This window comes from Dysosmobacter welbionis, from assembly GCF_005121165.3.
GTDB classification, from domain to species: domain Bacteria; phylum Bacillota; class Clostridia; order Oscillospirales; family Oscillospiraceae; genus Oscillibacter; species Oscillibacter welbionis.
Window position 1 is genome coordinate 3,147,216 of sequence record NZ_CP034413.3, and the last position, 26,476, is coordinate 3,173,691.

23 protein-coding genes, 4 pseudogenes and 1 other annotated feature are annotated in these 26,476 nt (G+C 62.6%); of the genes and pseudogenes, 13 read left to right on the forward strand and 14 right to left on the reverse strand.

Annotated elements, in window-relative coordinates; genetic code table 11:
• The first annotated feature begins 178 nt into the window (after nt 1–178).
• From EIO64_RS16395 to EIO64_RS16405, 3 genes are read left to right on the forward strand one after another with little or no spacing between them, the layout of a single operon-like run.
• Nucleotides 179–1,987 carry an FtsW/RodA/SpoVE family cell cycle protein gene (locus tag EIO64_RS16395; protein WP_136891637.1) on the forward strand — a complete coding sequence of 603 codons (1,809 nt, stop codon included), beginning with the start codon at nt 179–181 and terminating at the stop codon, nt 1,985–1,987.
• Nucleotides 1,974–3,362 carry a penicillin-binding transpeptidase domain-containing protein gene (locus tag EIO64_RS16400; protein WP_249390715.1) on the forward strand — a complete coding sequence of 463 codons (1,389 nt, stop codon included), beginning with the start codon at nt 1,974–1,976 and terminating at the stop codon, nt 3,360–3,362. The genes EIO64_RS16395 and EIO64_RS16400 overlap by 14 nt, the downstream gene beginning before the upstream one ends.
• A complete protein-coding gene (locus tag EIO64_RS16405) occupies nt 3,359–3,661 on the forward strand; it encodes a hypothetical protein (RefSeq protein WP_021748572.1) in 303 nt (100 codons plus the stop codon). The genes EIO64_RS16400 and EIO64_RS16405 overlap by 4 nt, the downstream gene beginning before the upstream one ends.
• Here EIO64_RS16405 and EIO64_RS16410 read toward each other — a convergent pair.
• The 4 genes and pseudogenes from EIO64_RS16410 to EIO64_RS16425 form a co-directional block, all read right to left on the reverse strand.
• The gene (locus EIO64_RS16410; protein ID WP_136891638.1) at nt 3,639–5,135 is read right to left on the reverse strand and encodes an MATE family efflux transporter; all 1,497 of its coding nucleotides are present in this window, start codon (nt 5,133–5,135) and stop codon (nt 3,639–3,641) included. The two genes, EIO64_RS16405 and EIO64_RS16410, sit on opposite strands and share 23 nt — an antisense overlap.
• Before the next feature lie 188 nt (nt 5,136–5,323).
• A pseudogene (locus EIO64_RS16415) lies at nt 5,324–6,123 on the reverse strand (MetQ/NlpA family ABC transporter substrate-binding protein).
• Between the two features lie 87 nt (nt 6,124–6,210).
• Entirely contained in the window at nt 6,211–6,954 is a 744-nt protein-coding gene (locus EIO64_RS16420) for a methionine ABC transporter permease (protein WP_136891639.1), read from the reverse strand.
• A complete protein-coding gene (locus tag EIO64_RS16425; protein ID WP_136891816.1) occupies nt 6,947–7,951 on the reverse strand; it encodes a methionine ABC transporter ATP-binding protein in 1,005 nt (334 codons plus the stop codon). Before EIO64_RS16425 ends, EIO64_RS16420 begins: the two co-directional genes overlap by 8 nt.
• Nucleotides 7,952–8,014: 63 nt before the next feature.
• Nucleotides 8,015–8,258 (reverse strand) — a binding site (T-box leader).
• A gap of 238 nt (nt 8,259–8,496) precedes the next feature.
• Here EIO64_RS16425 and EIO64_RS16430 point away from each other — a divergent pair.
• Nucleotides 8,497–9,348, forward strand: coding sequence for a DUF368 domain-containing protein (locus EIO64_RS16430; RefSeq protein ID WP_036629893.1), 852 nt, complete (start codon nt 8,497–8,499; stop codon nt 9,346–9,348).
• 48 nt (nt 9,349–9,396) lie between these two features.
• On the opposite strand, the gene EIO64_RS16435 is transcribed toward EIO64_RS16430, so the two are convergent.
• The 3 genes and pseudogenes from EIO64_RS16435 to EIO64_RS16445 form a co-directional block, all read right to left on the reverse strand.
• Nucleotides 9,397–10,323, reverse strand: coding sequence for an EamA family transporter (locus EIO64_RS16435; RefSeq protein ID WP_119310800.1), 927 nt, complete (start codon nt 10,321–10,323; stop codon nt 9,397–9,399).
• Between the two features lie 36 nt (nt 10,324–10,359).
• A pseudogene (locus tag EIO64_RS16440) lies at nt 10,360–11,651 on the reverse strand (methionine gamma-lyase family protein).
• Entirely contained in the window at nt 11,629–11,883 is a 255-nt protein-coding gene (locus EIO64_RS16445; protein ID WP_249390717.1) for an AbrB/MazE/SpoVT family DNA-binding domain-containing protein, read from the reverse strand. The pseudogene EIO64_RS16440 and the gene EIO64_RS16445 overlap by 23 nt, the downstream one beginning before the upstream one ends.
• Nucleotides 11,884–12,040: 157 nt before the next feature.
• Here EIO64_RS16445 and EIO64_RS16450 point away from each other — a divergent pair, with 157 nt between their 5' ends.
• The gene (locus EIO64_RS16450; RefSeq protein WP_025544178.1) at nt 12,041–12,691 is read left to right on the forward strand and encodes a CatA-like O-acetyltransferase; all 651 of its coding nucleotides are present in this window, start codon (nt 12,041–12,043) and stop codon (nt 12,689–12,691) included.
• Nucleotides 12,692–12,776: 85 nt separating this feature from the next.
• Nucleotides 12,777–13,423: pseudogene (locus EIO64_RS16455) on the forward strand (CatB-related O-acetyltransferase).
• Nucleotides 13,424–13,484: 61 nt separating this feature from the next.
• On the opposite strand, the gene EIO64_RS16460 reads toward EIO64_RS16455, so the two are convergent.
• The 7 genes and pseudogenes from EIO64_RS16460 to EIO64_RS16485 all read right to left on the reverse strand — a co-directional run bounded on the left by EIO64_RS16460 (nt 13,485) and on the right by EIO64_RS16485 (nt 21,332).
• Nucleotides 13,485–14,372, reverse strand: a complete 888-nt coding sequence (locus tag EIO64_RS16460; protein WP_136891640.1) for a C40 family peptidase — start codon at nt 14,370–14,372, stop codon at nt 13,485–13,487.
• Between the two features lie 54 nt (nt 14,373–14,426).
• Nucleotides 14,427–14,732 carry a hypothetical protein gene (locus EIO64_RS16465; protein WP_021747623.1) on the reverse strand — a complete coding sequence of 102 codons (306 nt, stop codon included), beginning with the start codon at nt 14,730–14,732 and terminating at the stop codon, nt 14,427–14,429.
• Between the two features lie 196 nt (nt 14,733–14,928).
• Nucleotides 14,929–15,174 (reverse strand): IreB family regulatory phosphoprotein, encoded by a 246-nt coding sequence (locus EIO64_RS16470; protein WP_021747624.1) that lies wholly within the window; start codon nt 15,172–15,174, stop codon nt 14,929–14,931.
• Between the two features lie 340 nt (nt 15,175–15,514).
• Complete coding sequence (locus tag EIO64_RS19305) at nt 15,515–15,901, reverse strand: phenylalanine--tRNA ligase subunit beta-related protein (RefSeq protein WP_429835232.1); 387 nt, start codon at nt 15,899–15,901, stop codon at nt 15,515–15,517.
• A pseudogene (gene pheT / locus EIO64_RS16475) lies at nt 15,880–18,233 on the reverse strand (phenylalanine--tRNA ligase subunit beta). The gene EIO64_RS19305 and the pseudogene pheT overlap by 22 nt, the downstream one beginning before the upstream one ends.
• Before the next feature lie 215 nt (nt 18,234–18,448).
• The gene (pheS, locus tag EIO64_RS16480) at nt 18,449–19,474 is read right to left on the reverse strand and encodes a phenylalanine--tRNA ligase subunit alpha (RefSeq protein ID WP_021747627.1); all 1,026 of its coding nucleotides are present in this window, start codon (nt 19,472–19,474) and stop codon (nt 18,449–18,451) included.
• A gap of 460 nt (nt 19,475–19,934) precedes the next feature.
• Nucleotides 19,935–21,332: a hypothetical protein gene (locus tag EIO64_RS16485; RefSeq protein ID WP_136891641.1), complete on the reverse strand. Its 1,398-nt coding sequence runs from the start codon at nt 21,330–21,332 to the stop codon at nt 19,935–19,937.
• A 275-nt stretch (nt 21,333–21,607) separates the two neighbouring features.
• Between EIO64_RS16485 and EIO64_RS16490 the strand changes: the two genes are divergently transcribed.
• The 7 genes from EIO64_RS16490 (at nt 21,608) to EIO64_RS16520 (ending at nt 26,437) form a co-directional block, all read left to right on the forward strand.
• Nucleotides 21,608–21,829 (forward strand): hypothetical protein, encoded by a 222-nt coding sequence (locus EIO64_RS16490; protein ID WP_136891642.1) that lies wholly within the window; start codon nt 21,608–21,610, stop codon nt 21,827–21,829.
• Complete coding sequence (locus tag EIO64_RS18890; protein ID WP_136891643.1) at nt 21,754–22,725, forward strand: NAD(P)H-hydrate epimerase; 972 nt, start codon at nt 21,754–21,756, stop codon at nt 22,723–22,725. The genes EIO64_RS16490 and EIO64_RS18890 overlap by 76 nt, the downstream gene beginning before the upstream one ends.
• A 32-nt stretch (nt 22,726–22,757) precedes the next feature.
• Nucleotides 22,758–23,147, forward strand: coding sequence for an ADP-dependent NAD(P)H-hydrate dehydratase (locus EIO64_RS18895; protein ID WP_158629826.1), 390 nt, complete (start codon nt 22,758–22,760; stop codon nt 23,145–23,147).
• Nucleotides 23,148–23,189: 42 nt separating this feature from the next.
• Complete coding sequence (locus EIO64_RS16505) at nt 23,190–23,771, forward strand: hypothetical protein (RefSeq protein ID WP_249390718.1); 582 nt, start codon at nt 23,190–23,192, stop codon at nt 23,769–23,771.
• 59 nt (nt 23,772–23,830) lie between these two features.
• Nucleotides 23,831–24,997 (forward strand): alanine racemase, encoded by a 1,167-nt coding sequence (alr, locus tag EIO64_RS16510; RefSeq protein ID WP_119310807.1) that lies wholly within the window; start codon nt 23,831–23,833, stop codon nt 24,995–24,997.
• A gap of 406 nt (nt 24,998–25,403) precedes the next feature.
• Nucleotides 25,404–25,772, forward strand: coding sequence for a type II toxin-antitoxin system PemK/MazF family toxin (locus EIO64_RS16515; protein ID WP_025544461.1), 369 nt, complete (start codon nt 25,404–25,406; stop codon nt 25,770–25,772).
• A gap of 170 nt (nt 25,773–25,942) precedes the next feature.
• Nucleotides 25,943–26,437 (forward strand): hypothetical protein, encoded by a 495-nt coding sequence (locus tag EIO64_RS16520; protein WP_119310808.1) that lies wholly within the window; start codon nt 25,943–25,945, stop codon nt 26,435–26,437.
• The last annotated feature ends 39 nt before the right edge of the window (nt 26,438–26,476 follow it).

The following is a 26,476-nucleotide window of genomic DNA, read 5'->3' on the forward strand; positions in this document are numbered from 1 at the left end:
GGAAATTCCCCGTGAGAAACTCCGAAAAAACGCTGACACTTCTGGAAAACCTGCACAAATCCCGCCTGCAGCGCCGCCCCAGTGGAAAGATGCCGGTGAAGGCAGGGCTGTACATTTCCCGGAGAAAATGCTATAATAACAAACTATGCAATTGTGTTTCAAGAGAGGAGGCGGACCCATGGAGATTCTGCAGGGGCTGCTGGACAACCTGACGGCCCTGCTGGCGGCACATCCGCTGGCGGGGGAGTGGTATATGGCCTTTGTGCGCTTTCTGTTTCCGGCTCTGGCCGTGCTGATCCTGTACCGGGCGGTCCGCTCTCTGCTGCGGATTCCCCACACGCCGGAGAACTGGGGCCAGCTGAGCCTGCCAAACGGCACGTCCCTGCCCCTGACCCACTGGGAGAACATCCTGGGCCGGAGCAAGACGGCGGACATCTATCTGAACTATCCCAGCATCTCCCGGCAGCATGCCGCCCTCTGCCGGGGCGAAGATGAGAACTGGACGCTGTACGACCTGGGGTCCAAGGGCGGCACGGCGGTGAATGGGGAGAAGGTGGCGTCCTCCGTTCCCGTGAAGCTGGGGGATACCATCACTTTAGGGGGCGTGCCGTTGATCTTCCTGCCTCAGACCGTGGCGGAGCGGGAGGAGCAGGAGGCGAAGCGCCGGGCGGAGCGCCCCGCCGCCATCTGGCCGTCTTTCCTGTGGCTGACGGTGTTTCAGGTGCTGGCCTGTCTGCAGCTGCTCGTGGCCGCCGGGACTGAGGCCACCATCGCCATCCCCCTGGCCTTCCTGGGGCTGACGGTGCTGATGTGGCTCTATTACGCGGCCCTGCGGGCCACTCGCTGCGTGGGCTTTGAGATGGAGACCATCGCCTTCTTCCTCTCCACGCTGTCACTGTCCATCACTGCCTCCAGTGCCCAGAGCAGTCTGTTCAAGCAGTTCCTGGCTATTTTGCTGGGGCTGGCGCTGTTTTTGGTGCTGGGACTGTTCCTGCGGGACCTCAGCCGGGTGCAGAAGAACCGCTGGCTCATGGCGGCCGCCGCCATCGGCCTGCTGGGCATCACCCTGGTGATCGGCAACTCCAAATACGGCGCCGTCAACTGGATCTCCATTGGCGGCATGTCCTTCCAGCCGTCGGAGATCGCCAAGATCTGCTATATCTTCGCCGGCGCCGCCACACTGGAGCGGCTGTTCCACAAGCGGAACCTGACCCTCTTCATCGTGTTGACAGGCGTGTGTATCGGCCTGCTGGGCCTGATGAGCGACTTCGGCACCGCGGCCATTTTCTTCGTCACCTTCCTGGTGATCGCCTATATGCGGTCCGGGGATTTCGCCACACTGTCTTTGATCTGCGGCGGCGCTGTGTTTGGAGCGGGCATCATTTTGAAGTTCAAGCCCTATATCCTCAGCCGCTTCGCCTCCTGGGGCCACGCTTGGGAGGCCGCCTCCACCACCGGCTACCAGCAGACCCGCACCATGTCCGCCGCCGCCTCCGGGGGCCTTTTGGGTATGGGGGCCGGCAACGGCTGGCTCCATAACGTGGCGGCGGCGGACACAGACCTGGTGTTCGGTATGCTGTGCGAGGAGTGGGGGCTGCTGATCGCCGTGCTGGCAGTGGGCGCCATCATCACGTTGGCGTTTTTCGCCGCACGGGCCTGCCGGGTGGGGAGGTCCAGCTTTTACACCATCGCAGCCTGCGCGGCATCGTCCCTGCTGGTGTTTCAGACCTGCCTGAACGTGTTCGGTTCCGTGGACCTGCTGCCCCTCACCGGCGTCACGTTCCCCTTTGTCTCCAACGGCGGCTCCGCTATGATGTCCGCGTGGGGGCTCCTAGCCTATCTGAAGGCCACAGATACCCGGGAGAACGCCAGCTTTGCCATCGCCCGCAAGCACCAGCGGCGCCTGACCCAGGCGGCCCGCCGGCGGGTGGAGCCGATAGGGGACCCCTTCGGCACGGAAAAGGAGGAACGCCATGAAGAAAATTGAGCGGCGGGCCTTTGTCTGTCTGGCGCTGGCGCTGCTGCTGGCGGCGGGCCTGGGATTCTTCCTGGTGAAATACTTCCTGGACGGCGGCAGCTGGGCGTCCTCCGCCTTCAACCGCCACCTGTACAATAGCAGCGGCCAGCTTGCCAGCGGCACGGTGCTGGACCGGGACGGGGACGTGCTCTCCGAGGTGGTGGACGGACAGCGCACCTATTACGACAATGCCACCGTCCGCAAGGCCACTCTCCATGCGGTGGGGGACCTACAGGGTAATATCGGCACCGGGGCCCTGAATGCCTTTGCCGACAAGCTGACCGGGTACAGCCTGCTGAACGGCGCCTTCGGCGCCCAGCGGGGGAACGACCTGTATCTGACCATTGACGCCCGGTATAACTATACCGCCTATGAGGCGCTTGGCGGCAAGTCCGGCACCGTGGCGGTCTACAACTACGAAACCGGAGAGATTCTGTGTATGGTCTCAGCCCCCAGCTACGACCCCCTGAACGTGCCGGAGGACATCACCACCAACGACCGGTACAAGGGCGCCTATCTGAACCGTTTCCTATCCTCTACTTTCACGCCGGGATCCGTGTACAAGACCGTGACCCTGGCGGCGGCTCTGGAGGATATCCCAGACCTGGCGGATCGGACCTGGACCTGCTCCGGCAGCGTCCAGATGGGGGACGAGACCATCATCTGCTCCGGCACCCACGGGGAGCAGGACATCGCCTCCGCCTTCGCCAACAGCTGCAACGTGGCCTTCGCCCAGATCGCCCAGGAGCTGGGGCCGGGCACTCTGGAGAAGTACACGGAGCAGGCGGGCCTGACCGGCAGCTATTCCATCAGCGGCCTGCCTACGGCAAAGGGCTCCTTTGACTTTGACAACATCACCGACGGTCAGCTGGGCTGGGCCGGCGTGGGACAGTACCACGACCAGGTGAACCCGGCGGCGCTGATGATCTACATGGGCGCCATCGCAAACGGCGGCAAGGCGGCGGAGCCGTATCTGATCCTCCGGACCGAGAGCGCCCTGGGTCTGCCGTCCCTGCCCCACTTCACCACCAGGACCGGCACGCTGATTTCTGCCGATACGGCGGCTGCGCTGGCGGACCTGATGGCCAACAACGTGACCCAGACTTACGGCGCCAGCCGCTTTCCCAATATGGACATCTGCGCCAAGTCCGGCACCGCTGAGGTGGGGGAGGGCCAGACGCCCCACGCCTGGTTCGCCGGCTTCCTCCGGGGGAGGAGACGCCTTACGCCTTTGTGGTGCTGGTGGAGAACGGCGGCGGCGGGTCCTCTGTGGCGGGCGGCGTGGCCGCCAAGGTTCTGGATGTCATCGTCAACGGATATTGATACGAAAGCGGGAGCAAGATGAACGACAAGAGAAAGGGTCTGCTGTTTCAGACCAAGAAACAGATGAACAACGGAGCTATCGCCACGGGGTTGGGATTCGTGCTGTACCTGGCCCTGCTGGCGATGGGGCTGGAGCTGCCGGCGGACTTGGTGGCCGTTGCCTTCGGCGTGGTGGGAATTTTCAACTCCTTCTCCGTGCTGGAGGGGCGGCGCAAGGACAAGGAGAATATCTCCTACAATCTGCTGTGGGGACAGCTGGCGCTGACCATCTTCCTGGTGGCCTGCGCGGTGCTGGCCGTCAAGCAGCGGCTAGGGCTGTAAAAGGAAAAGCGGCGGGAATCCATCGGATTCCCGCCGCTTTTTTCTTATTCGGAAACGGTCTCCTCTTCCAAAGTGGGGGGACTTCCACCGGCGCGGGCGCGCCCTCCGGCAGCAGCTGGCGCTTGACCTTTTTCATGGCCCACAGGAAACAGATCACGTGGACGCCGAAGGTAATAGCCCAGCTGATGGGATAGGACCAGTAGATCGTCTGGATGGTGTGGAACTGGGGCAGCTGAAAAATGGTGGCGATCCACAGCAGCCGCAGGCCGCAGGCGCCCACCAGGGACACCAGCATGGGCATGATGGAGTAGCCGATGCCGCGCAGGCCGCCCACCATCACGTCCATCATGCCGCAGAGGGCATAGGTGGTGCAGACGATGCCCATCCGCACCAATCCGGCCTCAATGACCGGGGGACTGGTGGTGTAGATGGACAGCAGTACCCGACCTGCCAGCGTGGCGGCGTTGCCCAGCACCAGCCCCACCACCAGCACGCAGCCCTGGGCGCGGATCATGATCTTGCGGATGCGGTGGTAGTTACCGGCGCCGTAGTTCTGGCTGGTGAAGGAAATGGTGGCCTGATACATGGCGTTCATAGACACGTATACGAACTGCTCAATGTTGGCCGCAGCGGAGTTGCCAGCCATGATGACCTCACCGAAGGTATTGACGGAGGACTGGATCACCACGTTGGACAGGGAGAAGAGAATCCCCTGGAATCCGGCGGGCAGGCCGATGCGGAGGATCTGCCGCATGGCCTGGGGGTGGAGCCGCATCTTCTTGAGATCCAGGTGCAGCGGGCCGGTATCCTTCACCATGCAGCGGAGCACCAGGGAGGCGGAGATGCACTGGGAGATCACGGTGGCGATGGCCACACCTGCCACGTCCAGCTTGCAGACGATGACGAAGAAGAGATTCAGCACGATGTTGACGACTCCCGCCAGGGAGAGGAAGTACAGCGGCCGCTGGGTATCGCCCTCCGCCCGCAGCAGGGCGGCGCCGAAGTTGTAGACCATGGTGGCCGTCATGCCCAGGAAGTAGATCCGCAGATACAGCGTGGCCAGATCCAACACGTTCTCCGGGGTCTGCATCCAGATCAGAATGGTCCGGGCACCGAAGACGCCCACCACTGTCAACACCAGGCCGCTGATGATGCTCAGTAGGATGGAGGTGTGGACTACCCGGTGGAGCGCGTCTCTGTCTCGGGCGCCGTAGTATTTGGCCGCCAGGGTATTGGCACCCACGGCCAGACCTACAAACAGGTTGGTCAGCAGGCCGATCAGCGCGGTGTTGGACCCCACTGCCGCCAGGGAGTTGTCCCCGGCCCAGCGGCCCACCACCACGATATCCGCCGCGTTGAACAGTAGCTGCAGTACGCTGGAGCACATTAGCGGGATGGAGAACCGCAGCATCTTGGAGAGAATAGGGCCGTTGCACATATCGATCTCATAATGAGTCTGCTGCTTGCCTGCCATGTCAGAAAACCTCGTATATGTCCCAGAATTTGCGCTGTATGACGCAAGCCATATTCTAGCACGGAGCGTCTGGAAATGCTACTGGTTTCCACGAAAAATTTTACACGATTTTAACATTGGAAATTCTCAAAAAGCTGTGCCGGAGAGACAAAGCCTCTCCGGCACAGCTGAATTGAAAGGAAATGATCTTAGAAGGCAGGTACTACGGCGCCGTCGAAGGTCTCGGTGATGTAGTCCCGGATGGTGTCGGAGTGGAGAGCATCCACCAGGGCCTGAATAGCCTCGTTGTTCTCATTGCCCTCCTTCACCACCAGTACGTTGACATAGGGGGAGTCGCTGGACTCGATGGCCAGAGCGTCTGTGGTGGGGTTCAGGCCGGCGCCCAGGGCGTAGTTGGAGTTGATGACGGCCAGATCCACGTCCGCAAGCACGCTGGGGATGGTGGCGGCCTCCAGCTCCTGGAACTCCAGATTCTTGGGATTGTCCACAATGTTGTTGGGAGTGGCGGTCAGGTTGGAGCTGTCGTCCAGGGTAATCAGGCCCTGGGCCTCCAGCAGCAGGAGGGCGCGGCCCTCATTGGTGGCATCGTTGGGAACGGCAATGACGGCGCCGTCGGGCAGATCCTCCAGGGAGGAGACCCGGCCCGCATAGATGCCCATGGGCTCGATGTGGACGCCGGCCACGCTCACCAGATGGGTGCCGCGGGTCTCGTTGAACTCCTCCAGATAGGGCAGGTGCTGGAAGTAGTTGGCGTCCTCGTCGCCGTCCTCCACGGCGGTGTTGGGCACCACGTAGTCGCTGTACTCGTTGACCACCAGCTCGATGCCCTGCTCCGCCAGGATGGGCACGCACTGGTTCAGAATCTCGGCGTGGGGGTGGGAGAGGCGGCCACCGTCAGGGTGACGGTCTCAGCGGCATCGCTGCCGCAGGCGGCCAGGGACAGGCACAGGGTCAGGCCCAGCAGCAGGGCCAGCAGCTTCTTTTTCATGTTTCGTTCCTCCAATAAAATATCGTTTATGATGTATTTCAAACGCTTGCCGGATTTTCAAGAGACAAACGATGAAAACGCCGGGGGTCACTTGGTATGGGCAAAGCGGGGCAGGAGATCGAGGGGGCCGGATTTTTTGGCGCCGGACGGCTGGTCCAGCCGCTTATCGATGCGCCGGGACAGCCAGTTGAAAATCAGCTGGACCACCTGCACCAGGATAATCAGGAACACCACCGTCACCCACATAACGGAGGTGATGCCCCGCTGATGGCCGTACCGGACGGCGATGTCGCCCAGGCCGCCGGCGCCCACGGTGCCAGCGATGGCGGTATAGGCCAGAATCGTCACCAGGGAGATGGCGCCCCCCAGGATCAAAGAGGGCTTCGCCTCCGGCAGGTACACCTTCCAGACGATCTGGAGGGTGGAGGCGCCCATGGACTGGGCGGCCTCGACCACACCGGCGTCTACCTCGTTCAGGGAGGTCTCCACCATCCGGGCGATGAAGGGGGCGGCGGACACCACCAGAGGTACGATGGCGCCTTTGACGCCGATGGTGGTGCCCACCACCATCCGGGTGAAGGGCATAATGGCCACCATCAGAATGATGAAGGGGACGGACCGGCCGATGTTGACGATCCAGTCCAGCACCCGGTAGACGCCCCGGTGGGGCCGGATGCCGTGGGGCTGGGTCAGGATCAGGGCCACCCCCAGAGGGAGGCCGATCAGATAGGCGAATGCGGTGGAGATCACCACCATTACCAGGGTATCCCAGACACCATCTGTCAACACATTACCGTATTCGGCCCAGAAGGCTGCAATAGACTCAAACATGGTATTCCACCTCCTCCGCAGAGACATTGGGCTGCGCCCGGATATAGCTGAGGGCTTTGGCGGCCTCATTGGGGTTGTCCGGCAGCCCAAGCAGCATGGTGCCGAAGGCCCTGCCCTCGATGTTGCGGGTGTCGGCACCCAGAATATTGACCTTCACCCCCAGGTCGATGGCGAGAGACGCGATCAGGGGCTGATACGCCGTACCGCCGTTGAAGGCCACGCGGACGGCGTGAGTACCTGCCGGATACTGTTCCAGGCTGACGCCACCGGGGTACACCAGCCGCCGGGCCGCATCCGTATGGGGATTGGAGAAGATGTCCTCCACCTTGCCCTGTTCAGCCACCACACCGCCGTCCAGGATCGCCACCCGGGAGCAGATCTCTTCGATGACGCTCATCTGGTGGGTGATGACCACCACGGTGACCCCAAGCTTCTCGTTCAGGTCCTTCAGCAAGGCCAGGATGGAGGCGGTGGTGGTGGGATCCAAGGCGGAGGTGGCTTCGTCACACAGCAGGACCTTGGGGTCCGTGGCCAGGGCCCTGGCGATGGCCACCCGCTGCTTCTGTCCGCCGGAGAGCTGGGAGGGATAGGCATCCGCTTTCTCCCGCAGGCCCACCAGGTCCAGCAGCTCCAGGGCCCGCTTTCTGGCCTGGGCAGCGGGGGTACCGCTGAGCTCCATGGGGAAGCAGACGTTTTTCAGCACCGTCCGCTGCATTAGCAGGTTGAAGCTTTGGAAGATCATAGTGACGTTCCGACGGGCCAGCCGCAGCTCTTTTTCGCTAAGGGCCGTCATATCCTTCCCGTCCACGATCACGGTGCCGGAGGTGGGACGCTCCAGCAGGTTCATGCACCGCACCAGGGTGCTCTTGCCGGCGCCGGAGAGACCGATAATTCCGAAGATCTCCCCCTTCTGGATGTCCAGGCTGATGTCCTCCAGGGCATGGACGGCGTTTTCACCCGTTCCAAAGGTCTTGTACAGGTGCTGAATTTGAATGATAGACACGGGATAACGCTCCTTTCCGGTGAATTCTGGCAATAAAAAAGTCCTTGAGACAAAAGTCTCAAGGACGACGGAATTCGCCGTGGTACCACCTTGATTCGCACGCTTCCTCACGAAAGCGGCCTTGGGGAGTGCAAACACACTCCTGCGCTGTGACGTGCGCCCACGTCGTGACCTATGCCGGGACGGCGGTCGGCCACGCAACTCCGAGACCATGTTCTCCAAGCCCTTCCAGACCTCTTCTCACCACACGAGGCTCTCTGCGCTGTATCTGCCTGGGTACTCTTCTCTTCATCGTCTTTTGCTATCAGGTTATTCAATAACTGTCTCATAGTTTATCTGATAACACCGGAAAAGTCAACAGGGCAACCTGCATAGAAATCCAGGCAAAAGACATGTGGTTCTGTGAGTTTCCACAAAGCGGCGTCGGGCGCTGTCGAAACCGGGAATTTTTTCAAGAGAAGAGGCAGTATCGGATTGCAACTGCTGGGCAAAACTGCTATCATAAAATCCACAAGACCCAGGAGGATGGAGGAACGGCGTTGAGGCGGAAGCGGGATCGGAATTTTGGCATACGCTGGCTGCGGGACCTGCTGTGCGGCGTCCTGATCGGGGCCGGCGCCATCCTGCCGGGGGTTTCCGGCGGGGTGCTGGCGGTGGTGTTCGACATCTACCGTCCCTTTATGGAGGTGCTGACCCATCCCCGGGAGGCCATCCCCAAATACTGGCGGTGGTTTCTGCCCATCGGGCTGGGGTGCGCCATCGGCTTTCTGGGCTTTGCCAAGGGCATCGCCGCGGCCATCGACGTGTCCAGCACCGTCACTACCTGGCTGTTCATCGGCCTGATCGTGGGCACGGTCCCATCTCTCTTCCGGGAGGCGGGGAAGGAGGGACGCAGCATCGGCTCTTGGGTCAGCATGGCGGTGTGCGCCGGCGCCATCTTCTTCAGTCTGTTTTACGTAGGAAAAGTGATTTGCGTCACCGTGGAACCCAATTTCTGGTGGTATAACTTCTGCGGCGCCCTTTGGGGCATGAGTCTGGTGATTCCAGGGCTGACCTCCTCCTCGGTAATGATGGCCCTGGGGCTGTACCAGCCCATGCTGGAAGGGCTGGCCCGGCTGGACTTCCTGGTGCTCTCCGCCTGCCTGCCGGGGATGGTGCTGACAATCCTGCTGCTGGCAAGGCTGGTGAGCTGGTTCTTCCGGAAGCACTACTCCATCGCTTTCCACGGGATCTTCGGCATCGTGCTGGCCTCCACATTGGTTATCATCCCCACCAGTTATGTGGGCGCGTGGGAGATTGTGCTGTCGGCGGTCTGCTGCATCGGCGGCTTTTTGCTGGCCTACTTCATGGCCCGGCTGGACCGGCGGATCCAGGAGAACGGCAGGGCCTGAAACATGAAAAAAGTCCCCTCTGTGTTCCGGCACAGGGGGACTTTTTCATTACAGATCGAACACGCCCATGATGGCAATGCCCGCCACGATCAGCGCGATCATGGCGTAGTGCTTCCAGGAGAGCTTCTCCTTCAGGAAGATCCGGCTCCACAGCACGGAGGCCGCGCAGTAGGAGGCGATGATGGGCGCGGACATGGCCAGATGCTCCGTGTCCGCGATGGCGTAGATGTAGGCGAACTGTCCAGCGGTCTCGCAGACGGCGCCCAGATACTTGGGGGCCTCCATCTTCGGCACCAGCCGGTCCCGCTTGATGAGCACCACATAGACGAAGCACACCACGGCGGCCAGCAGGAACGTCAGCTCATAGGCCACGTTGGCGCTGGCCTCGTAGTCCTCCACGGTGCGGCTGATGATCTCCAGCACCCGGCTGTCGGCAAAGGTGCCGGCAGCGTCCAGCACGCAGTAAGCCGCAGGCATGGCCAGGGCCATGAAGCTCTTGGTGTACTTGTAGTTGCTTGCCTTCTGCCGCTCGATGCGCAGTTCGTCATCCTCCCGGGCCTCCACCACACCCAGGCCCACGGCGCCCACACACACCAGCGCCACGGCGAACAGGGCCAGGGGGGAGTATCCGGCGATGCCGTCAAAGAGGATAGCCAGCACAGCTACCAGGGCGCCGGAGGAGTTGCAGATAGGGGAGGAGATGGACAGCTCAATGTACCGCAGGCCCACATAGCCCATGGCCATAGAGAGAATGTACAGGATCGAGACGGGCAGGTATGTCAGGATGATGTCCAGATTGATGACCGTACCGCCCACAAAGACCTCGTAGGCCGCGTGAAGGCCCATGACAACGCCCACGGCCATCACCATTTTCAGGTGGCTGTACTTGTCCCGGGCATCGCGGCAGCCGATTTTGGAAAAGAGGTCGGAGCCGCTCCAGCAGAGCAGCGCGATCAGAGAGAGCCAAAACCACATATTACGTTTTTCTCCTAAATCACTGTATTCAAAGCGTTATTTACTTTCCGGCAGAGTTACCAGACCCGCCTCCACCAGCTTCTGGAGGGACATGAGGATTCCCAACTTGGCGTGGTACCAAGTGAGGCCGCCCTGGAAGTAGACGGCGTAAGGGGGCGGATGGGCCCGTCGGCGGAGAGCTCGATGGAACTGCCCTGGACAAAAGCGCCGGCGGCCATGATGACGTCGGAGTCATAGCCCGGCATGGCCCAGGGCTCCGGGGTCACGTAGCTGTCTACCGGGGCGGCGGCCTGGATCCCCTTGCAGAAGGCCACCATGGCCTCGGCACTGCCCAGGGTCACCGCCTGGATGATGTCATGGCGGCTCTCCGTGGCGTTGGGGACGCAGGCGAAGCCCAGCTTCTCATAGATGTTGGCGGCAAAGACAGCGCCCTTCAAAGCGCCGGACACCACCGTGGGGGACAGGAACAGCCCCTGGTAGAGGGCGGGCATCAGACCCAGGTTGGCACCCACCTCTTGACCCAGTCCCGGGGCGGAGAGCCGGTAGGCACACCGGTCCACGCACTCCTTGGTGCCGCAGATGTAGCCGCCGATGGGGGCAAGTCCTCCGCCGGGGTTCTTGATGAGGCTGCCTACCACCATGTCGGCCCCCAGGTCCGAGGGCTCGATGGTCTCCACGAACTCGCCGTAGCAGTTGTCCACCATGATTTTCACGTCCGGCTTGATCCCCTTGCAGAAGGCGATCAGTTCCCCGATCTGCCGGACCGAGAAGGAGGGGCGGGTGGCGTACCCCTTAGACCGCTGGATGGTGATGAGCTTGGTGCGGCCGTTGATCTTCTCCCGGATGGCGTCGTAGTCGAAGGTTCCGTCGGGCTTCAGGTCCGCCTGGGCATAGGTGACGCCATACTCCTTCAGGGAGCATTTGCTCTCCCGGATGCCGATGACCTCCTCCAGGGTGTCATAGGGGGCTCCCACCGGGGACAGCAACTCGTCCCCCGGCAGCAGGTTGGCGGAGAGGGCCACTGCCAGGGCATGGGTGCCGCAGGTGATCTGGGGACGGACCAGAGCCGCCTCCGTGTGGAACACATCGGCGTACACTCGCTCCAGGTTGTCCCGGCCGTCATCGTTGTAGCCGTAGCCGGTGGTGGCGGCAAAGTGGGTGGCGTTTACCCGGTTTTTCTGCATGGCGGCCAGGACCTTGCCTTGGTTGTACTCTGCCGTCTGATCAATGACGTCGAACCGGGGCCGCAAGTCCCGGAGCACCGCCTCGCCGTATTCATAGACCGCCCGGCTGACGCCGAGCTGTTCATACATGGTCACAATTTCCATGGTCTTCCTCCGTTGTTCCCAAAATTTCATCTGCCAGGTCGCTGAGGACCTGGGGCTTTGTCACCACCAGGCCGCTGACCTCATTGCCCAAAATCAGCAGGGTGTCTCCGGGAGAGATGCCAAAGAACCGGCGGGCCTCCTGCGGGATGACGATCTGTCCCCGGTCGCCCACTTTGGCAGTGCCAAAGACCCGGTTTTTGGACATGCCCAGCATGTGTTTGCCTCCAGGCATGGAGCTACCTCCTTGAAATCATACTTTTCACACAAGTGTGAATCATAGCACAACCGGAAGAACTTGGCAAGAGGAAATTTTTCAAAACGGAAAATGGTGCAAAATGCTTTGGAGTGTGTTATCATACCTCCAAAGATCAAAATGAGGAGGAGCACCTATGAATTGGCGGACGGTGGACATGTCCCGGGAGTCCCGGCGGGACCAATTTGCGTATTTTCAGACCCTGTCCAACCCCTATGTGGGGGTGACGGTGCAGGTGGATGTGACGGAGCTGGCAGTCTGGTGCCGGGAGAGAGGAACGAGCTTCTTTCTGGCGGTGCTGTACGCTGCGGTCCGAGCGGCCAACGGCGTGCCGGAGCTGCGGCGGCGCATCCGGGGCGATCAGGTGGTGGAGTACGACCGCTGCCCCTCCTCCCATACGGTGGCTCTGCCGGACGGGACCTACTGCTACTGCAGCCTGGAGGTGGACCGGCCCTTCCGGGAGTTCCTGCCCTACGCGGCGGCGGAGCAGGAGCGGGTGAAGGCGGCGCCCACCCTGGAGGACGGAGAGGACGGGGAGAGCCTGTTCTTTGTCTCCTGTGTCCCGTGGCTGTCCTACACGGCCCTGACCCAGCCAACCCCAACGCCGGCGGACAGCAATCCCCGCATCACCTGGGGCCGCTGGCACCGACAGGAGGGCCGGACTCTGCTGCCTATGACGCTGCTGGCCAACCATGCTTTGGTGGACGGCATCCACATCGCCCGGTTCTATGAGAATCTGGACCGGGAGCTGGCCGCCCTCTGCGGCGGGGAGAAAACAGAGTACTGAATCAGGAAAGGAGAGAGCGGCAGGTGAGGCGCTGCATTGTGGTGGCCGGGATCGCATGAATCAAATTTGAAAGGAGAATTTCCTCATGCAGATTCCGGCGAATACCATCTATCCCCGCACAGGCGACCGGGAGACCGTCTATCTGAATGCAGTGGTGTCAGACCCCAATATTTCTGTGGGGATTACACGATCTACAACGATTTCCTCCGGGACCCCACGGAATTCGTGCGCAACAATGTGCTCTATCACTACCCCATCAACGGCGACCGGCTGGTGATCGGAAAATTCTGCTCCATCGCCTGCGGCGCGAAATTCCTGTTCACCAGCGCCAACCACACGCTGAAGTCCCTGTCCACCTATCCCTTTCCCATCTTCTACGAGGCGTGGGACACGTCTGTCTCGGAGATCACGGAGACCTGGGACAACCGGGGGGACATTGTCATCGGCAGCGATGTCTGGATCGGCTATGAGGCCGTCATCCTCTCCGGCGTGCGGATCGGTGACGGCGCCATCGTGGCCGCCCGGGCGGTGGTGGCTGGGGACGTGGAGCCCTACACCATCGTAGGCGGCGTACCGGCGAAGCCCATCCGGAAGCGGTTCACACCGGAGACCATCCACCGTCTGGAGCGGCTCCGGTGGTGGGACTGGCCACGGGAGAAGCTCCAGCTGCTGCTGCCCCTGCTCCGCCGGGGTGACCTCACGGCACTGGAGCGGGCCGCGGAGAAATTCTAATCCACACAAAAACCGGGCGGCACACAACTGTGCCGCCCGGTTGGATATTTACTCTTAAAACTTACACCTGGATACCGCCCACAAAATAGGTATTGTAGTACCCGCTGGTCAGGCTGCTGACGATGACACCGCCGCTGCGGGAAGAGGAGGAGTGGATGAACTGCCCATCTCCCGTGTAGATACCGGCATGGGAACATGCCTTGCCGGCGTTGCGGCTGGGATCGTTGAAGAACACCAGATCGCCGGGCTGCAGCTCGGAGATAGAGTATACCCGGGTGCCCAGGCCACTCTGCCACTGGCTGGTGGCGGAGTGGGGCAGGGAGTAGCCGTGCTGGCTGTACACGTACATGGTGAAGCCGGAGCAGTCAAAGCCGCGGGGAGAGGCGCCGCCGTACACATAACCCGTGCCCAGGTACTGCTTGGCGGTGGCCGCGATGTCGCTGTTGGAGGAGGAAGACTCCGTCAGGTCCAGGAAGTCGCTGCGGATGTAACCCTCGGTGCCGTACTCACAGGTGACGTCGTACCAGCCGTCCACCAAGCCGTTGACCGTGACGATGGCGTCCTCCTCAATGGTGGCCAGCACAGAGCTGTCGGTAGAGGCGTCGGAGCGGACGTTCACGCCGTCGGAATTGACGCGGCCGTATGTAGTGAAGACATTGTCCTGATCTACGTTCAGGTAGTCAGCAGACACATAGCCGGTGCTGCCGTTGTAGGCGATCTTGTACCAGCCGTCCACGGAGTCATCCAAGATCGCCACCGCCACACTCTTGTCCAGCGTGGTGACCACGGAGGCGGAGGTAGAGGGCTCGGCCCGCAGCCGCAGGGAAGAACCTGTGGTGCAGCCGGCGCCGGTGGCGATGTCCGCTGCCAGGGCGGTGGCCGCCAGCAGCATTGCGGTGAGAACGGAGAGGAACAGGACCTTGCCTGCTCTGCCTGCGAAGTGCGTCATAGGTGTACGTTCCTTTCGTCAGTCTTTTGTAGCGCGGGGAAAAGGTCCTGTTTCTTACAGCTTGCCAGCAAGAGCACGATCCAGCCAGACGGTGGCGATGTCCATCGCCGCGTAGAGGCTGTCCTTCTCGCTCTTCTTGACCACACGGTCCCGGGACTTCAGCTCCGGGTCCGTCAGCTGCAGCTGGATGGAGACCTTGGTGGCCACCTCCATGTCCTGCTCCTTCTTGGTGTTGAGGATCTGCATCATGATGATATATTTCTCAGCCATCGTGCCGTAGTAGATCAGATTGTCCACCCGGCGAAGGGGATGGCCCTTGTATGTCAAACCTTCTGCCTTCTTGGACTTGCTCTCTGCCATGGAAACACTCCTTCAAAAGTTGTAACCGAATTGTAACAGATTTTATCCGCTTTGTCAACGTTTGGTCACAAGAAATTACAGCCAATTCCTGGGAAGAGACCTGCCTTCGGCCCTGGACGCAAAAAATCCCGCAGGGAAGGTCGCCGCGCCATTCGCACGGATGCCCTCTCTGCGGGGGAATGCAGAAGGAAAACGGTTACTGCCCCAAATATCTGCGGACCAGCACCTGCAGCAGCTCGTCCCGGTCGATCTTGCGGATCAGGGTCCGGGCATTGTTGTGATTGGTGATGTAGGTGGGGTCCTCGGAGAGAATATAACCCACGATCTGGTTGATGGGGTTATAGCCCTTTTCCTCCAATGCCCGATAGACGGTCGAGAGAATCTGATGGATCTCTGCGTCCTTCTCCGTGGCAATATTGAATTTCCTGGTAAAATCGTCCATACAGACACCACCTTTCCCGAAGGGAGCACCACTTCATAATACAAAACTAGTATACTCGTTTTTTGAAAAACTGTAAAGCGTTTTCCGCATGAAATTTGAAAAATACGCCCCGTAATCGCTGGGAGGGCGCTGGACCGAAAGAACAGGGGGTCCAGTGCAGCAGAACGGCCTTCGGCCCGCCTCACAGCGCCTCCGGGAGCGGCGTCTGCATCGGCGCTGCTGGGGGATTGGATTTGAGCCGGGCGGAACGCATCCGCCCGGCTCAAGGTTTCTGTCTGCGCAATAGCACCTGGACGCGACGGCACACAAGCCCGCTGTGCAGTCCGCAGGCGGCCGCATATTACCGCAGGACGGCGTTCAGCTCTGCCTTCAGCGTCTCCAGGATGCTCTTCACATCCTCATCGGCCTCCTGAGCGGTGAGGCTGCGGTCGTCGGAGCGGAGCGTCAGGTTGAAGGCCACGCTCTTCTTGCCCTCCGGGATGCCGGAGCCGGTGTAGATGTCGAACAGGGACACATCCTTCAGCAGCCCCTTGGCGCCCCGGCGGATGCAGTCCTCCAGCGCTCCCACGGTGACGGCCCTGTCGCACACCACGGCGATGTCCCGGGTGACGGCGGGGAACTTGGGCAGGGGGACATATTCCGGGTCGGCCCCCTTGGCATTCTCCAGCTCGTCCATGGCCAGCTCTGCGCAGTAGAATTCCGCGTCTACGCCATAGTTCTTGGCCACCAGGGATGGATCTGGCCGAACCAGCCCAGGCAGTCGCTGCCGCTCCACACCTCGGCAAAGCGGCCGGGGTGGTAGGAGAGCTCCTCCGGCAGGCCGCTGCCGATGCGGAAGGTCACATCCTTCACCCGCAGTTCCTGGAGGATCGCCTCAATGGCGCCCTTCATAGCGTAGAAGTCCATGTCGCCGCCGTAGGCGCCCAGGGTCAGTGTCTTGGACTCGATGGCCAAGCCGTCCTCGCCGCCGGGCAGGTACGTCCGGCCCACCTCATAGAGCTTCACGTCCTGATTGCGGTAGTTGTAGTTCCGGGTCAGGATCTCCAGCATGGAGGGCAGGGTGGTGGTCCGCATGATGGAGGTATCCTCCCCAGGGGGTTCAGGATCTTGAAGGAGTTCCGCCGCTGGTAATCTTCCGGCCAGCGGATCTTGTCGTACTGGGTCGGGGAGATGAAGGAGTATGTGATGATCTCATCGTACCCGAAGGCCCGGCACACGCTGGACACCCGGCGCTCCAGGATCTCGGCGGCGCCATAGCCGCCCAGGGTGGTCTGGCCCCGCATCAGGGTGGTGGGGATGTTGTTGTAGCCGTAGAACCGGGCCACTTCCTCCGCCAGATCGGCGATGCCCTCCACGTCGCCCCGCCAGGAGGGGATGGTCACGTCGGCAGGGCCGCCGGGGCAGCTGTCGTCCGCTGTGCGGATGTCCACCCGGGCCAGATACCGGTACTGCTCCGCTGCGGGGATGTCGGTGCCCAGCAGCGCGTTCACCCGCTCCGGGTCCATGCGGATGGTGTGGGGCTGGGGCACGTAGTTGAGGATGTCGATGACGCCGTCCACTACCTCTCCGGCGCCCAGCAGCTCCACCAGCTCGCAGGCCCGCTGGACGGCGGGCAGGGTATTCAGGGGATCCAGACCCTTCTCGAACTTGGCGGAGGCCTCGGTCCGCATCCCCAGGGACAGAGCGCCCTTGCGGATGCAGGTGCCGTCGAAGCAGGCGGACTCGAACACCACGTCGGTGGTGTCCGCCACGATCTCGGAGTTCAATCCGCCCATGATGCCCGCCAGGCCCACGGCCCGGTGCTCGTCGGCGATGACCAGGTGGTTGGCGGTGAGCTTGCGCACGTTGCCGTCCAGGGTGGTCAGTTCCTCGCCCTCCTCGGCCCGGCGGACGATGATGTGGCCGCCCTTCACATAGCGGTAGTCAAAGGCGTGCATGGGCTGGCCGTACTCCAGCATCACATAGTTGGTGATGTCCACGATGTTGTTGATGGGACGGACGCCCATGCTCCGCAGCCGCTCCCGCATCCACTTGGGGGAGGGGGCGATCTTCACGTTCCGCACCATCCGGGCGGTGTACCGGGGCACCAGATCCGCGGCAGGGGTCTCGATGTCCAGCAGGTCCGTCAGCACGCCGTCGGCGCCGCCCTGTACCTCCGGTTCGTGGAGAGTCAGGGGCTGCTGGTAGGTGGCGGCCACCTCCCGGGCCAGACCGATGACGCTGAGGCAGTCGGGGCGGTTGGGGGTGATCTCGAACTCCACCACATGGTCATCCGCGCCGATAATGGGCTTGATGTCATCGCCGTTCTGGATCCCTTCCTCGTGGAGGACGAAGATGCCGTCGGGGATGCAGTGGGGGAACTCCTTCTGGTCGGCGTGGAGATCCTCCAGGGTGCAGATGGCGCCTGTCTTGGTGTTGTAGGCCACCAGGTCCCCCTCGTGGAGGTTGGGGCAGATGGTGTCCGGCACAGCGGTGGAGCCGCCCAGGTCCAGACAGGTGTGGAAGGTGTAGTCCGGCTGGCTGGCGCACTCCAGGATCTTGGCGCACACCACCGGCCCGAACACCTTGTCACCGGGCTGGATGTCGGCGGGGATGGAGGGCTTGTCCTTGTCCAGGGGGTGGTAGTCGTTCAGGATGGCGGCGGGGACGATAGCGGCGTAGGGGAAGTCCCGCTCATCCAGACCCAGCTCATAGAGGCCGCACATCATGCCGTTGGACTCCACGCCCCGCAGCTTGCCCTTCTCGATCTTCTTGCCGCCGGGGAGGGTGGAGTGGTCCAGGGCCACGGGTACCATATCGCCGGGGTGGATGTTCCAGGCGCCGGTGACAATCTGGATGGGCGCGCTCTGGCCCACATCCAGCTGGCAGATCCACATGTGGTCGGAATCCGGGTGGCGCTCCATGGTGAGGATGGTGCCCACCACGATATTGGAGATCTCGGCTCCCCGGTCCTCGGTGGTCTCCACCTTGGAGCCGGAGAGGGTCATGGCCTCGGCAAAGTCTTTATCGTTGGCGTCGACGTGCACAAACTCGTCCAGCCACTTTCTGCTCAGTAACATATCTTCTATAACTCCTTTATATCGGAATGCGGGAGTGCCCCGCAAAAGCCTCGCAGAGTTTCACGCCGCCGGCGTGAAAAAATATCCAGTCATTTTCGGAAGGACACGTGCCTGCCGAAAATTCCCTGACTCAGCCGCCTTGGGCGGCGTTCACCAGTGACCGATGTCACTGGTGAGGGGGAATCTAAAGGGGGACGGGATCCCCTCTTTAAGAACTAGAACTGTTCCAGGAATCGCACGTCGTTCTCAAAGATCAGCCGCAGGTCGGCGATCTTGAACCGCCGCATGGCGGTGCGCTCCAGGCCGATGCCGAAGGCCCAGCCGGAGTATACCTCCGGGTCGATGCCGGACATCTTCAGCACCTTGGGGTGGATCATGCCGGCGCCCAGCAGCTCGATCCAGCCCTCGCCCTTACAGGTGGGGCAGCCCACGCCGCCGCACTTGTGGCACTGGACATCCATCTCGCAGGAGGGTTCCGTGAAGGGGAAGTGATGGGGGCGGAACCGGGTTTTGGTGCCCTTGCCGTACAGCATCTCCACCACCGTGTTCAGGGTGCCCTTCAGATCCGCCATGGTGACGCCCTTGTCGATGACCATGCCCTCCACCTGATGGAACATGGGGGAGTGGGTGGCGTCCACCTCATCTTTCCGGTACACCCGGCCGGGGGCGATGATGCGGATGGGCAGCTCCATGGTCTCCATGGCCCGGACCTGCATGGGGCTGGTCTGGGAGCGGAGCATCACCCGGCTGTCCTCGTCAAAGTAGAAGGTGTCGCTCCAGTCCCGGGAGGGGTGGCCCTCGCCGGCGTTCAGCTTGTCGAAGTTATAGGTGGCCAGCTCCACCTCCGGGCCGTCCAGGACCGTGAAGCCCATGGAGATGAAGATCTCCTTGATCTCATCCAGCGCGGTGTACATGGGGTGCTTGTGGCCCAGCTTGTGGGCCTTGCCGGGGACGGTGATGTCCAGCGCCTCGGCCTCCAGCCGCTCCTCCAGGGCCTTTTCCGCCAGGACGGCGGACTGCTGCTCGATGGCGGACTCCACATCTGCCCGGACGGCGTTGGCCAGCTGGCCCATGACGGGCCGCTCCTCGGCGGAGAGCTTGCCCATCTGCTTCAGAACGGCGGTCAGTTCTCCCTTTTTGCCCAGGTACTGGACCCGGAGGGCCTCCAGCTCTCCGGTGTTCCCGGCGGCGCCGATGGCTGCCAGCGCGCCGGCGCGAATGGCTTCCAGTTGTTCCTTCATACGTCAGACTCCTTTTTTGAGTTAGGAGCGTGGAGATCGGAGATAGGAACTGGGGCGGCCGCTGTGCGGCTCTATTGGGATCATCCGGCTTTGCCGGATACCAAAACTCCTATCTTCTATCTCATATCTCCTATCTTTGTGATAACAAAAAACGCCTCTCGTCCCATCCCTGGGACGAAAGGCGAATCCTTCCGCGGTACCACCCGGATTCGCGCCAAAAGCGGCGCGCACTCGTGGCCCCGGTAACGGAGGGCGGACCGGCCGTGTCTCCACGGCGGCTCCCGGGCGAACCAAACCGGGCGTCCGCAGTCTGGCTTGCAGCCGGTGGCCAGACCTCTCTCGGCGGCGTATCACGGTTATTTTCCCGTTCATCGCTGATAACAATTAACACTTATAGCACAGAAACGGGACAAATGCAAGCCCCGATTCGCCGAAATTCAGCGGATCGGGGCGGAAATTTTCAGCTCAAGAGCCGGCCGTCCACCAGGTCCTCCACCTGGATGGCGGACACCTCGCCGTCCGTGATGAAAAAGGAGATGTGCTTGCAGTAGGACAGGCCGCCGGGCTCGTGGATCAGGGCGTAGTCGGCGCCGAACTGGTCCTCGCCCACCGCCTCCATCTGCACCGCACCGGTGTAGACGGCTTTTACATCGTCCTCCGAGTCCCCCACCTGGATGCCTCCCAGGGTCCGCGGCCCCGGCACCGTGGTGGTCATGCGGTAGATATTGTCGGTTCCATCCGCATCCAGATACGCCACATCCACGCCTCCAAAGGAAAACGTGAAGAGCGATTCCCCGTTGTCCCCCGTCCCGGCGGACTGGGGCGTCTCCGGGAGACCCTCATAGTCCCAGGGGTATCCGCCCTCTTTGCGCCCCAGGGAGAGGAACTGCCCCTCCGTCACCAGACAGAAGGAGGCGGTGGCGTTTTCCGTTGCCCGCTCGATGGCCTGGGGCCGGGCCTCCTTCAGGGCGTCCAGCAGGGCCTGCTGGGCGTCGTTTTCCGGCTGGTAGGTGTCCAGGATCTCTGTCAGCCGGTCCTGCTCCTCCTGACCATACCAGGCGTAGGTGTCGTTCACCGGGGCGGCCACCACAATGTCGGCGTGCTCCCAGGGGCTGTCCGGGAAGACGGACAACGCATCGAACCAGGTGTCCGGGTCCTCCAGGAACCGCCTGGTTAAATAGTCGGTGGCACCTTCGGAATAAGCTCCGTCCGCGTGGAGCAGCCAGCAGGCCAGCTTCAGGTCGGACCAGGTGTCGAGGTTACCGGCGTCATCACGCATGAAGGTATCAATATCATAGGTGAACTGGAACACCGTCTCCGCCTCCAGGTCCAGCCCGTCGGAGGGAACAAAGGAAGTGAATTTCCAGCCGTCCGCCGTGTGTTCCAGATCCAGCACCGCCTGGGAGTAGCCGACGGTGGTACTGGGTTTCTCAAAGGCCCAGCTGTCGGCGTAGAAGGTGACCGTCACCGTCCAGTGGTCCGCATCCACCTGCTCCGCCGCCACGGTCTTGTCCAGCAGGTACAGGTTGCTCCCTCGGCCCCCGTCGGTGGCGTAGAGAACGCCGTCGAAGTCCTTGTAGTGATCCGGGGACAGGGCGAAGAGGTTGTCCACAATCTCCGGGGAGAAGTAGGACTCCGCCGTCTCCCGCAGGTCTGCCAGGGACGTGATCGTGACCGGCTGCGGCTGCCAGGGAAGCGCACTGTCCGTGAGCTCTGCCACGGTAGAAACGGGCAGGGAGAGATTCTCCGCATCCACCCGGTAGTAGGTCAGGTCTCCCTCTGTGCGGGCGTCCTCCATGTCCAGGGGCAGGGTGGTCAGATCAAACCAGTCGTATACCGCCGACGCGGCGGTATACATATTGATAACGTCCTGTTCCGTCAGAGCGGTCTCCGGGCCTCATCGGGCGAAACCGGAGATTCCCGCCCGCCGCAGCCGGCGAGCAGCGTGATGGTCAGGAGAAGAAGCGCCCCAAAACGCCTCATGGGCAGCGCCTCCTTTCGTTCCTTTTTGAAGCATCATATCACATTCCACCGGAAAATTCATGACGATCTGGTTACAAATGATTGCAATCCGGAGCGGGAATTCCTATAATAGGCACCAGAAAACCATGAGGAACACAGGAGGTTACGGCCATGAAGCTGACGACGGCGGAGCAGATGAAGGAGCTGGACCGGCAGGCCATTGAAGAGCGGGGCATTCCCTCCATCGACCTGATGGAGCGGGCGGCGGCAGGCGTGGCAGAGGCGGCGCTGGCGCTGCTGCCCAAGCGGCCGGGGAAATGTCGGGGGCGGCCTTGTGCGGCGCGGGCAACAACTGCGGCGATGGAATCGCCGCAGCCCGGCTGCTGTTTTTGAAGGGGCTGAAGGTCCGGGCGTTCCTGGTAGGGGACTATGAGAAGCTGACGCCGGACGCCCTGGAGGAGACCCGCCGTCTCAGCGAGTGCGGTGTGGAGCTGGAGCGGTTCGACCCGGCGGACGAAAGCCAGCGGGCCTGGGTGTTGGGGTGCGACGTGGTGATCGACGCCCTCTTCGGCGTGGGCCTCTCCCGGCCCATCGGGGCAGGCACGCCCTTTGCCGCGGCGGTGGACTGGATGAATGAGAGCAGGGCCGCCGTGGTGGCGGCGGACATTGCCAGCGGCGTGTCGGCGGACACCGGCGCCGTGCTGGGCCGTGCGGTTCGGGCGGATCGCACTGTCACCTTCACACTGCCCAAGATCGGTCAGGCAGTGGGGGAGGGGGCCGCCCTCTCCGGGAACGTGGAGGTCCGGGACATCGGCATCCCGGCGGATCTGGTCCGGGGCCTTGTCTGCCGGGCCCAGACGGTGGAGCGGGACTTTGCCCGTGCGGCCCTGCCGCCCCGGAGGGCGGACGGCCACAAGGGAACCTTCGGCAAGGTGCTGATCGTCGGCGGCGCAGTGGGCTATACCGGTGCGCCTTATCTCACTGCCGCGGCGGCGGTGCGGACCGGGTGCGGGCTGGTGTCCCTGGGGGTGCCGGAGACCATCTGGCCGGTGGAGGCGGCCAAGTGCGTCTCTGCCATGCCATTCCCTCTGCCGGACAAACATGGGAGGCTCTCTCCCAAGGCGAAAGAGGAAATCCTGGAGCGGGCTGCCGGCTGTGACGCAGTGGCTCTGGGCCCTGGACTGGGCCGGGGAGATGGCGTCACGGAGCTGGTGCTGGATCTGCTGCAGAAGATCCAGCAGCCGATGGTGCTGGACGCCGACGGCATAAACGCCCTGGGGGACATATAGATGTACTGGACGCCCGGCGAGACCGGATCACGGTGCTGACGCCCCACGACGGGGAGTTCACCCGCATCGGCGGCGACCTCACCGGCAGCAACCGGCTGGGGGCCGCCCGGGCCTTTGGAGCGGCCCATGGCTGTGTCCTGGTGCTGAAGGGCCACCGGACCCTCACCGCCGCCCCGGCGGGGAACGTGCTGGTGAACACCACCGGAAATTCCGGCCTGGCCAAGGGCGGCAGCGGCGACGTGCTGACGGGGATTGTCGCCGCCCTGCTGGCCCAGGGGGCGACTGCCGTTCGGGCGGCGGCGGTCGGCGTGTGGCTCCACGGCCGGGCCGGGGACTTGGCGGCGGAGCGCCTGACGCCCTATGGTATGACGCCGGAGGACGTGGTGTCGTCACTGCCGGCGGCCATCGGGGAGATCCTATAAAAGACGGAGGTTTTTGCGGTGCGCAGATGGGCTTGCATACCAATGATGACCCTGTGCCTGCTGCTGACGGCCTGCGGCGGCACAGGCGGAGAGGCGGGGGATGCGGCGGATGCCCGGATGCCCTATCGGAACATGGCGGGCTGCGTCATGGAGGCGGAGGTCTCCTGCACGCAGGACGGCGCGGCCTGGGAGGCCACGCTCCAGTGCGACTACGTGCCGGAGGGGGAGACCACTGTGGAGGTCCTGGCACCGGAGACCATCGCGGGCGTGAAGGCAGTGCTCTCCGACGGGGAAGTGGAACTGGTGTACGAGGACCAGTGCCTGAACGCCGGGAACCTCAGCAGCCAGGAGGTGAGCCCCATGGCCTGCCTGCCCCAGCTGATGAGCGCCCTGCGGGACGGGTGGCTGCTGGAGGAGAGCGAGGAGGACTGGCAGGAGACGTCCTGCTTCCGTCTGACGGTGGACCAGACCGGAGAGCAGAATGGGAAGATCCTCTCCACCCTCTGGCTGCGGCAGGAGGACGGTACGCCCCTCCGAGGGGAGATCGCCGTGGATGGGGAAATCATTTTGACGGCAGACTTTACGAGCTTTTCCTTTTATGATACAATAGAAAACCAGGAATGACTTCGGCGGGAGGGTTCCTCCCGCCGCTTCCATAGACTGACGGAGAAGGTGACCGACACATGGAGGAACCGATTCTGAGACGGACCTGGGCGGAGATCGACCTGGACGCCCTGGCCCACAACTATCAGCAGGCCCGCAGAAAGATCGGGCCCAACGTGAAGTATTTGGGTGTGGTGAAGGCGGACGCCTACGGCCACGGGGCCATTCAGGTGTCCCGCAAGCTGGAGCAGCTGGGGGCGGACTATCTGGCGGTGTCCAGCTTGGACGAGGCGAAAGAACTCCGCCGGGCCGGCATTCAGGCGCCCATTCTGATCCTGGGCCACACGCCCCCGGCCATGGTGCCCCAGCTGATCGAGTACGGCATCACCCAGGCGGTGTCCGCCCTGGCCAAGGCGGAGGCGTACAGCGCCGCAGCCGTGGAGAGCGGCGGCACACTGAAGGTCCACATCAAGGTGGACACCGGCATGTCCCGGCTGGGTTTCCTGGTGCGGGAGGGGCACTTTGACACAGGCGTGGAATCCATCGCCGCCGCCTGCGCCCTGCCGGGACTGGAGGCGGAAGGCATCTTCACCCACTTCGCCGTCTCCGACGAGGACGACAGAGACAGTGAGGCCTATACGAGAGCGCAGTTCGACGTGTTCACCCGTGTGCTGGATGCATTGGCTGCAGGGGGCAGAACCTTTGCCATCCGCCACTGCGCCAACAGCGGCGCTCTGGCCCGCTATCCGGAGATGTATCTCGACATGGTGCGGCCGGGCATCGCCCTGTACGGCGTGGGCGCCGATGCGCAGCGGCTGGACCTGCGGCCGGTGATGAGCCTGAAGTCCAGCGTCTCCACCATCAAGACCTTTGACCCGGGCACGGACGTCAGCTACGGTCGGACGTTCCGCACCCAGGGAAGGACCCGGATCGGGGTGTTGCCCATCGGCTATGCGGACGGTTTCTTCCGGGGCCTCTCCAACCGGATGTCGGTGGTGACAGCCCAGGGCCCAGCCCCTCAGCGGGGCCGGATCTGTATGGACATGTCCATGATCGATCTGACAGACCTGCCCGACGTCAAGGTCGGGGACGAGGTGGAGATCTTCGGCCGCCGCCAGCGGGTGGATGACCTGGCGGCCATTCTGAACACCATCCCCTATGAGCTGACCTGCGCGGTGAGCAAGCGGGTGCCGCGGGTGTATATCGAAGGCGGTAAAATCGTGGAGCGGAGCCTGCGGCTGCTGTGAGCGCAGGGAAGCGAGCCGCCGCAGCGCGGCGTCCAAGCGTTTTGCCGCGTGCGGCAAAACCTTGGGGAGAGCGGGCTTTGCCTGGCCGACCAAAATGAGATCGGGGTCCCCGCCGCGCAACGCGCGGTGGGGCCTGACCTGTGCGGTGAGCAAGCGGGTGCCGCGGGTATATATCGAAGGCGGTAAAATCGTGGAGCGGAGCCTGCGGCTGCTGTGAGCGCAGGGAAGCGCGGACACAAATCCATACACACACGCCTTGTTCCGGGCATAGGATAGTGCGGGGCGAGGACGCCGGAATTTTGCGGCATTGGCAAAGTATAAATTCCGTACCTGCGTGGGAGAATGAAAGTGGCCTCACCGAAGGGCCTTCGGTGATGGGTACTTCTTTCGGCGGAGTGTGAACTTTGTGGATACGAGTGTCAAGCGCGGCGATATTTACTATGCCGATCTCTCCCCGGTGGTGGGCAGTGAGCAGGGTGGTGTCCGGCCGGTTCTGATCATTCAGAACGACACCGGCAACCGGTACAGTCCCACTGTGATCGCGGCGGCCATCACTTCCCAGACCGGGAAGGCCAAGCTGCCGACACATATCGACCTTCCCGTGGACCACAGCTGCGGCCTGAGCCGGGATTCGGTGGTCCTGCTGGAGCAGGTGCGCACCCTGGACAAAAAGCGCCTGCGGGAAAAGATGGGCCATGTGGAGGAGAATGTGATGGAGAAGGTCGATCTGGCCATCGCGGTCAGCTTCGGACTGCCCCACGACCAGATGGTTTGAGAGATCCGTTTCTTCGGCAATACACAGGCCGGGCGCTGCGGCGGAAGCCGTCTCCTGGCCGCCCGGAAATGCGTGGTTTGATCGAAGGGTCCTCCTGAAAAGGGCGTTCCGCCCTTTTCAGGGGTACCGATTTTTCAGATCCGACAATCAATACGGAGGTACATAAGCGCATGAAAAAGAACAGATGGTATCTGCGGCTGCTGGCATTGCTGGTGCTCTGCGGCGCCTTGAACGTGACGATTACCGCGGCGGCGGAGGCCGGATCCTCCGACGACCCGCTGGTGACCCTGAGCTACCTGAACGAGACGTTCATGGACTCCATCATGGAGCGGGTGGACCAGAAGATCGCCGCCCGGAATGCCCAGTTGGGCATTTCGGCAGGCAGCGGAGCCGGTGCCGCGTCCAACTTCACTGTGGTGACCCTCACCAGCGGACAAGTCCTCACTGGGGACATCGGCTGTGAGGTAATGCTGCGAGTGGGAACGGCTGTGTGCGTTTCTCCCTCCAGCCCCGGTCTCATTGACGAGACCGCAGCCACAGCGCTGAACAACGGCAGTGCGCTGGTCCAGAACCACCTGTACATGATGACCATTGAGGGCCGGGGCGTCCGCGCCACGGCCGGCACCACCAAGCTGCTGGTCCGGGGCAGCTACACCGTCGCCTGATCTCCGCATAAACGGCCCCGCCTGGGCATAGGTTGTGCC

Excerpts from the sequence above, each read along its gene's own strand:
- EIO64_RS16395 (WP_136891637.1), top strand. The coding sequence starts at position 179 with ATGGAGATTCTGCAGGGGCTGCTGGACAACCTGACGGCCCTGCTGGCG.
- EIO64_RS16400 (WP_249390715.1), top strand. The coding sequence starts at position 1,974 with ATGAAGAAAATTGAGCGGCGGGCCTTTGTCTGTCTGGCGCTGGCGCTG.
- EIO64_RS16405 (WP_021748572.1), top strand. The coding sequence starts at position 3,359 with ATGAACGACAAGAGAAAGGGTCTGCTGTTTCAGACCAAGAAACAGATG.
- EIO64_RS16410 (WP_136891638.1), bottom strand. The coding sequence starts at position 5,135 with ATGGCAGGCAAGCAGCAGACTCATTATGAGATCGATATGTGCAACGGC.
- EIO64_RS16420 (WP_136891639.1), bottom strand. The coding sequence starts at position 6,954 with ATGTTTGAGTCTATTGCAGCCTTCTGGGCCGAATACGGTAATGTGTTG.
- EIO64_RS16435 (WP_119310800.1), bottom strand. The coding sequence starts at position 10,323 with ATGTGGTTTTGGCTCTCTCTGATCGCGCTGCTCTGCTGGAGCGGCTCC.
- EIO64_RS16445 (WP_249390717.1), bottom strand. The coding sequence starts at position 11,883 with ATGCCTGGAGGCAAACACATGCTGGGCATGTCCAAAAACCGGGTCTTT.
- EIO64_RS16450 (WP_025544178.1), top strand. The coding sequence starts at position 12,041 with ATGAATTGGCGGACGGTGGACATGTCCCGGGAGTCCCGGCGGGACCAA.
- EIO64_RS16460 (WP_136891640.1), bottom strand. The coding sequence starts at position 14,372 with ATGACGCACTTCGCAGGCAGAGCAGGCAAGGTCCTGTTCCTCTCCGTT.
- EIO64_RS16465 (WP_021747623.1), bottom strand. The coding sequence starts at position 14,732 with ATGGCAGAGAGCAAGTCCAAGAAGGCAGAAGGTTTGACATACAAGGGC.
- EIO64_RS16470 (WP_021747624.1), bottom strand. The coding sequence starts at position 15,174 with ATGGACGATTTTACCAGGAAATTCAATATTGCCACGGAGAAGGACGCA.
- pheS (WP_021747627.1), bottom strand. The coding sequence starts at position 19,474 with ATGAAGGAACAACTGGAAGCCATTCGCGCCGGCGCGCTGGCAGCCATC.
- EIO64_RS16485 (WP_136891641.1), bottom strand. The coding sequence starts at position 21,332 with ATGTATACCGCCGCGTCGGCGGTATACGACTGGTTTGATCTGACCACC.
- EIO64_RS16490 (WP_136891642.1), top strand. The coding sequence starts at position 21,608 with ATGAAGCTGACGACGGCGGAGCAGATGAAGGAGCTGGACCGGCAGGCC.
- EIO64_RS18890 (WP_136891643.1), top strand. The coding sequence starts at position 21,754 with ATGTCGGGGGCGGCCTTGTGCGGCGCGGGCAACAACTGCGGCGATGGA.
- EIO64_RS16505 (WP_249390718.1), top strand. The coding sequence starts at position 23,190 with ATGATGACCCTGTGCCTGCTGCTGACGGCCTGCGGCGGCACAGGCGGA.
- alr (WP_119310807.1), top strand. The coding sequence starts at position 23,831 with ATGGAGGAACCGATTCTGAGACGGACCTGGGCGGAGATCGACCTGGAC.
- EIO64_RS16520 (WP_119310808.1), top strand. The coding sequence starts at position 25,943 with ATGAAAAAGAACAGATGGTATCTGCGGCTGCTGGCATTGCTGGTGCTC.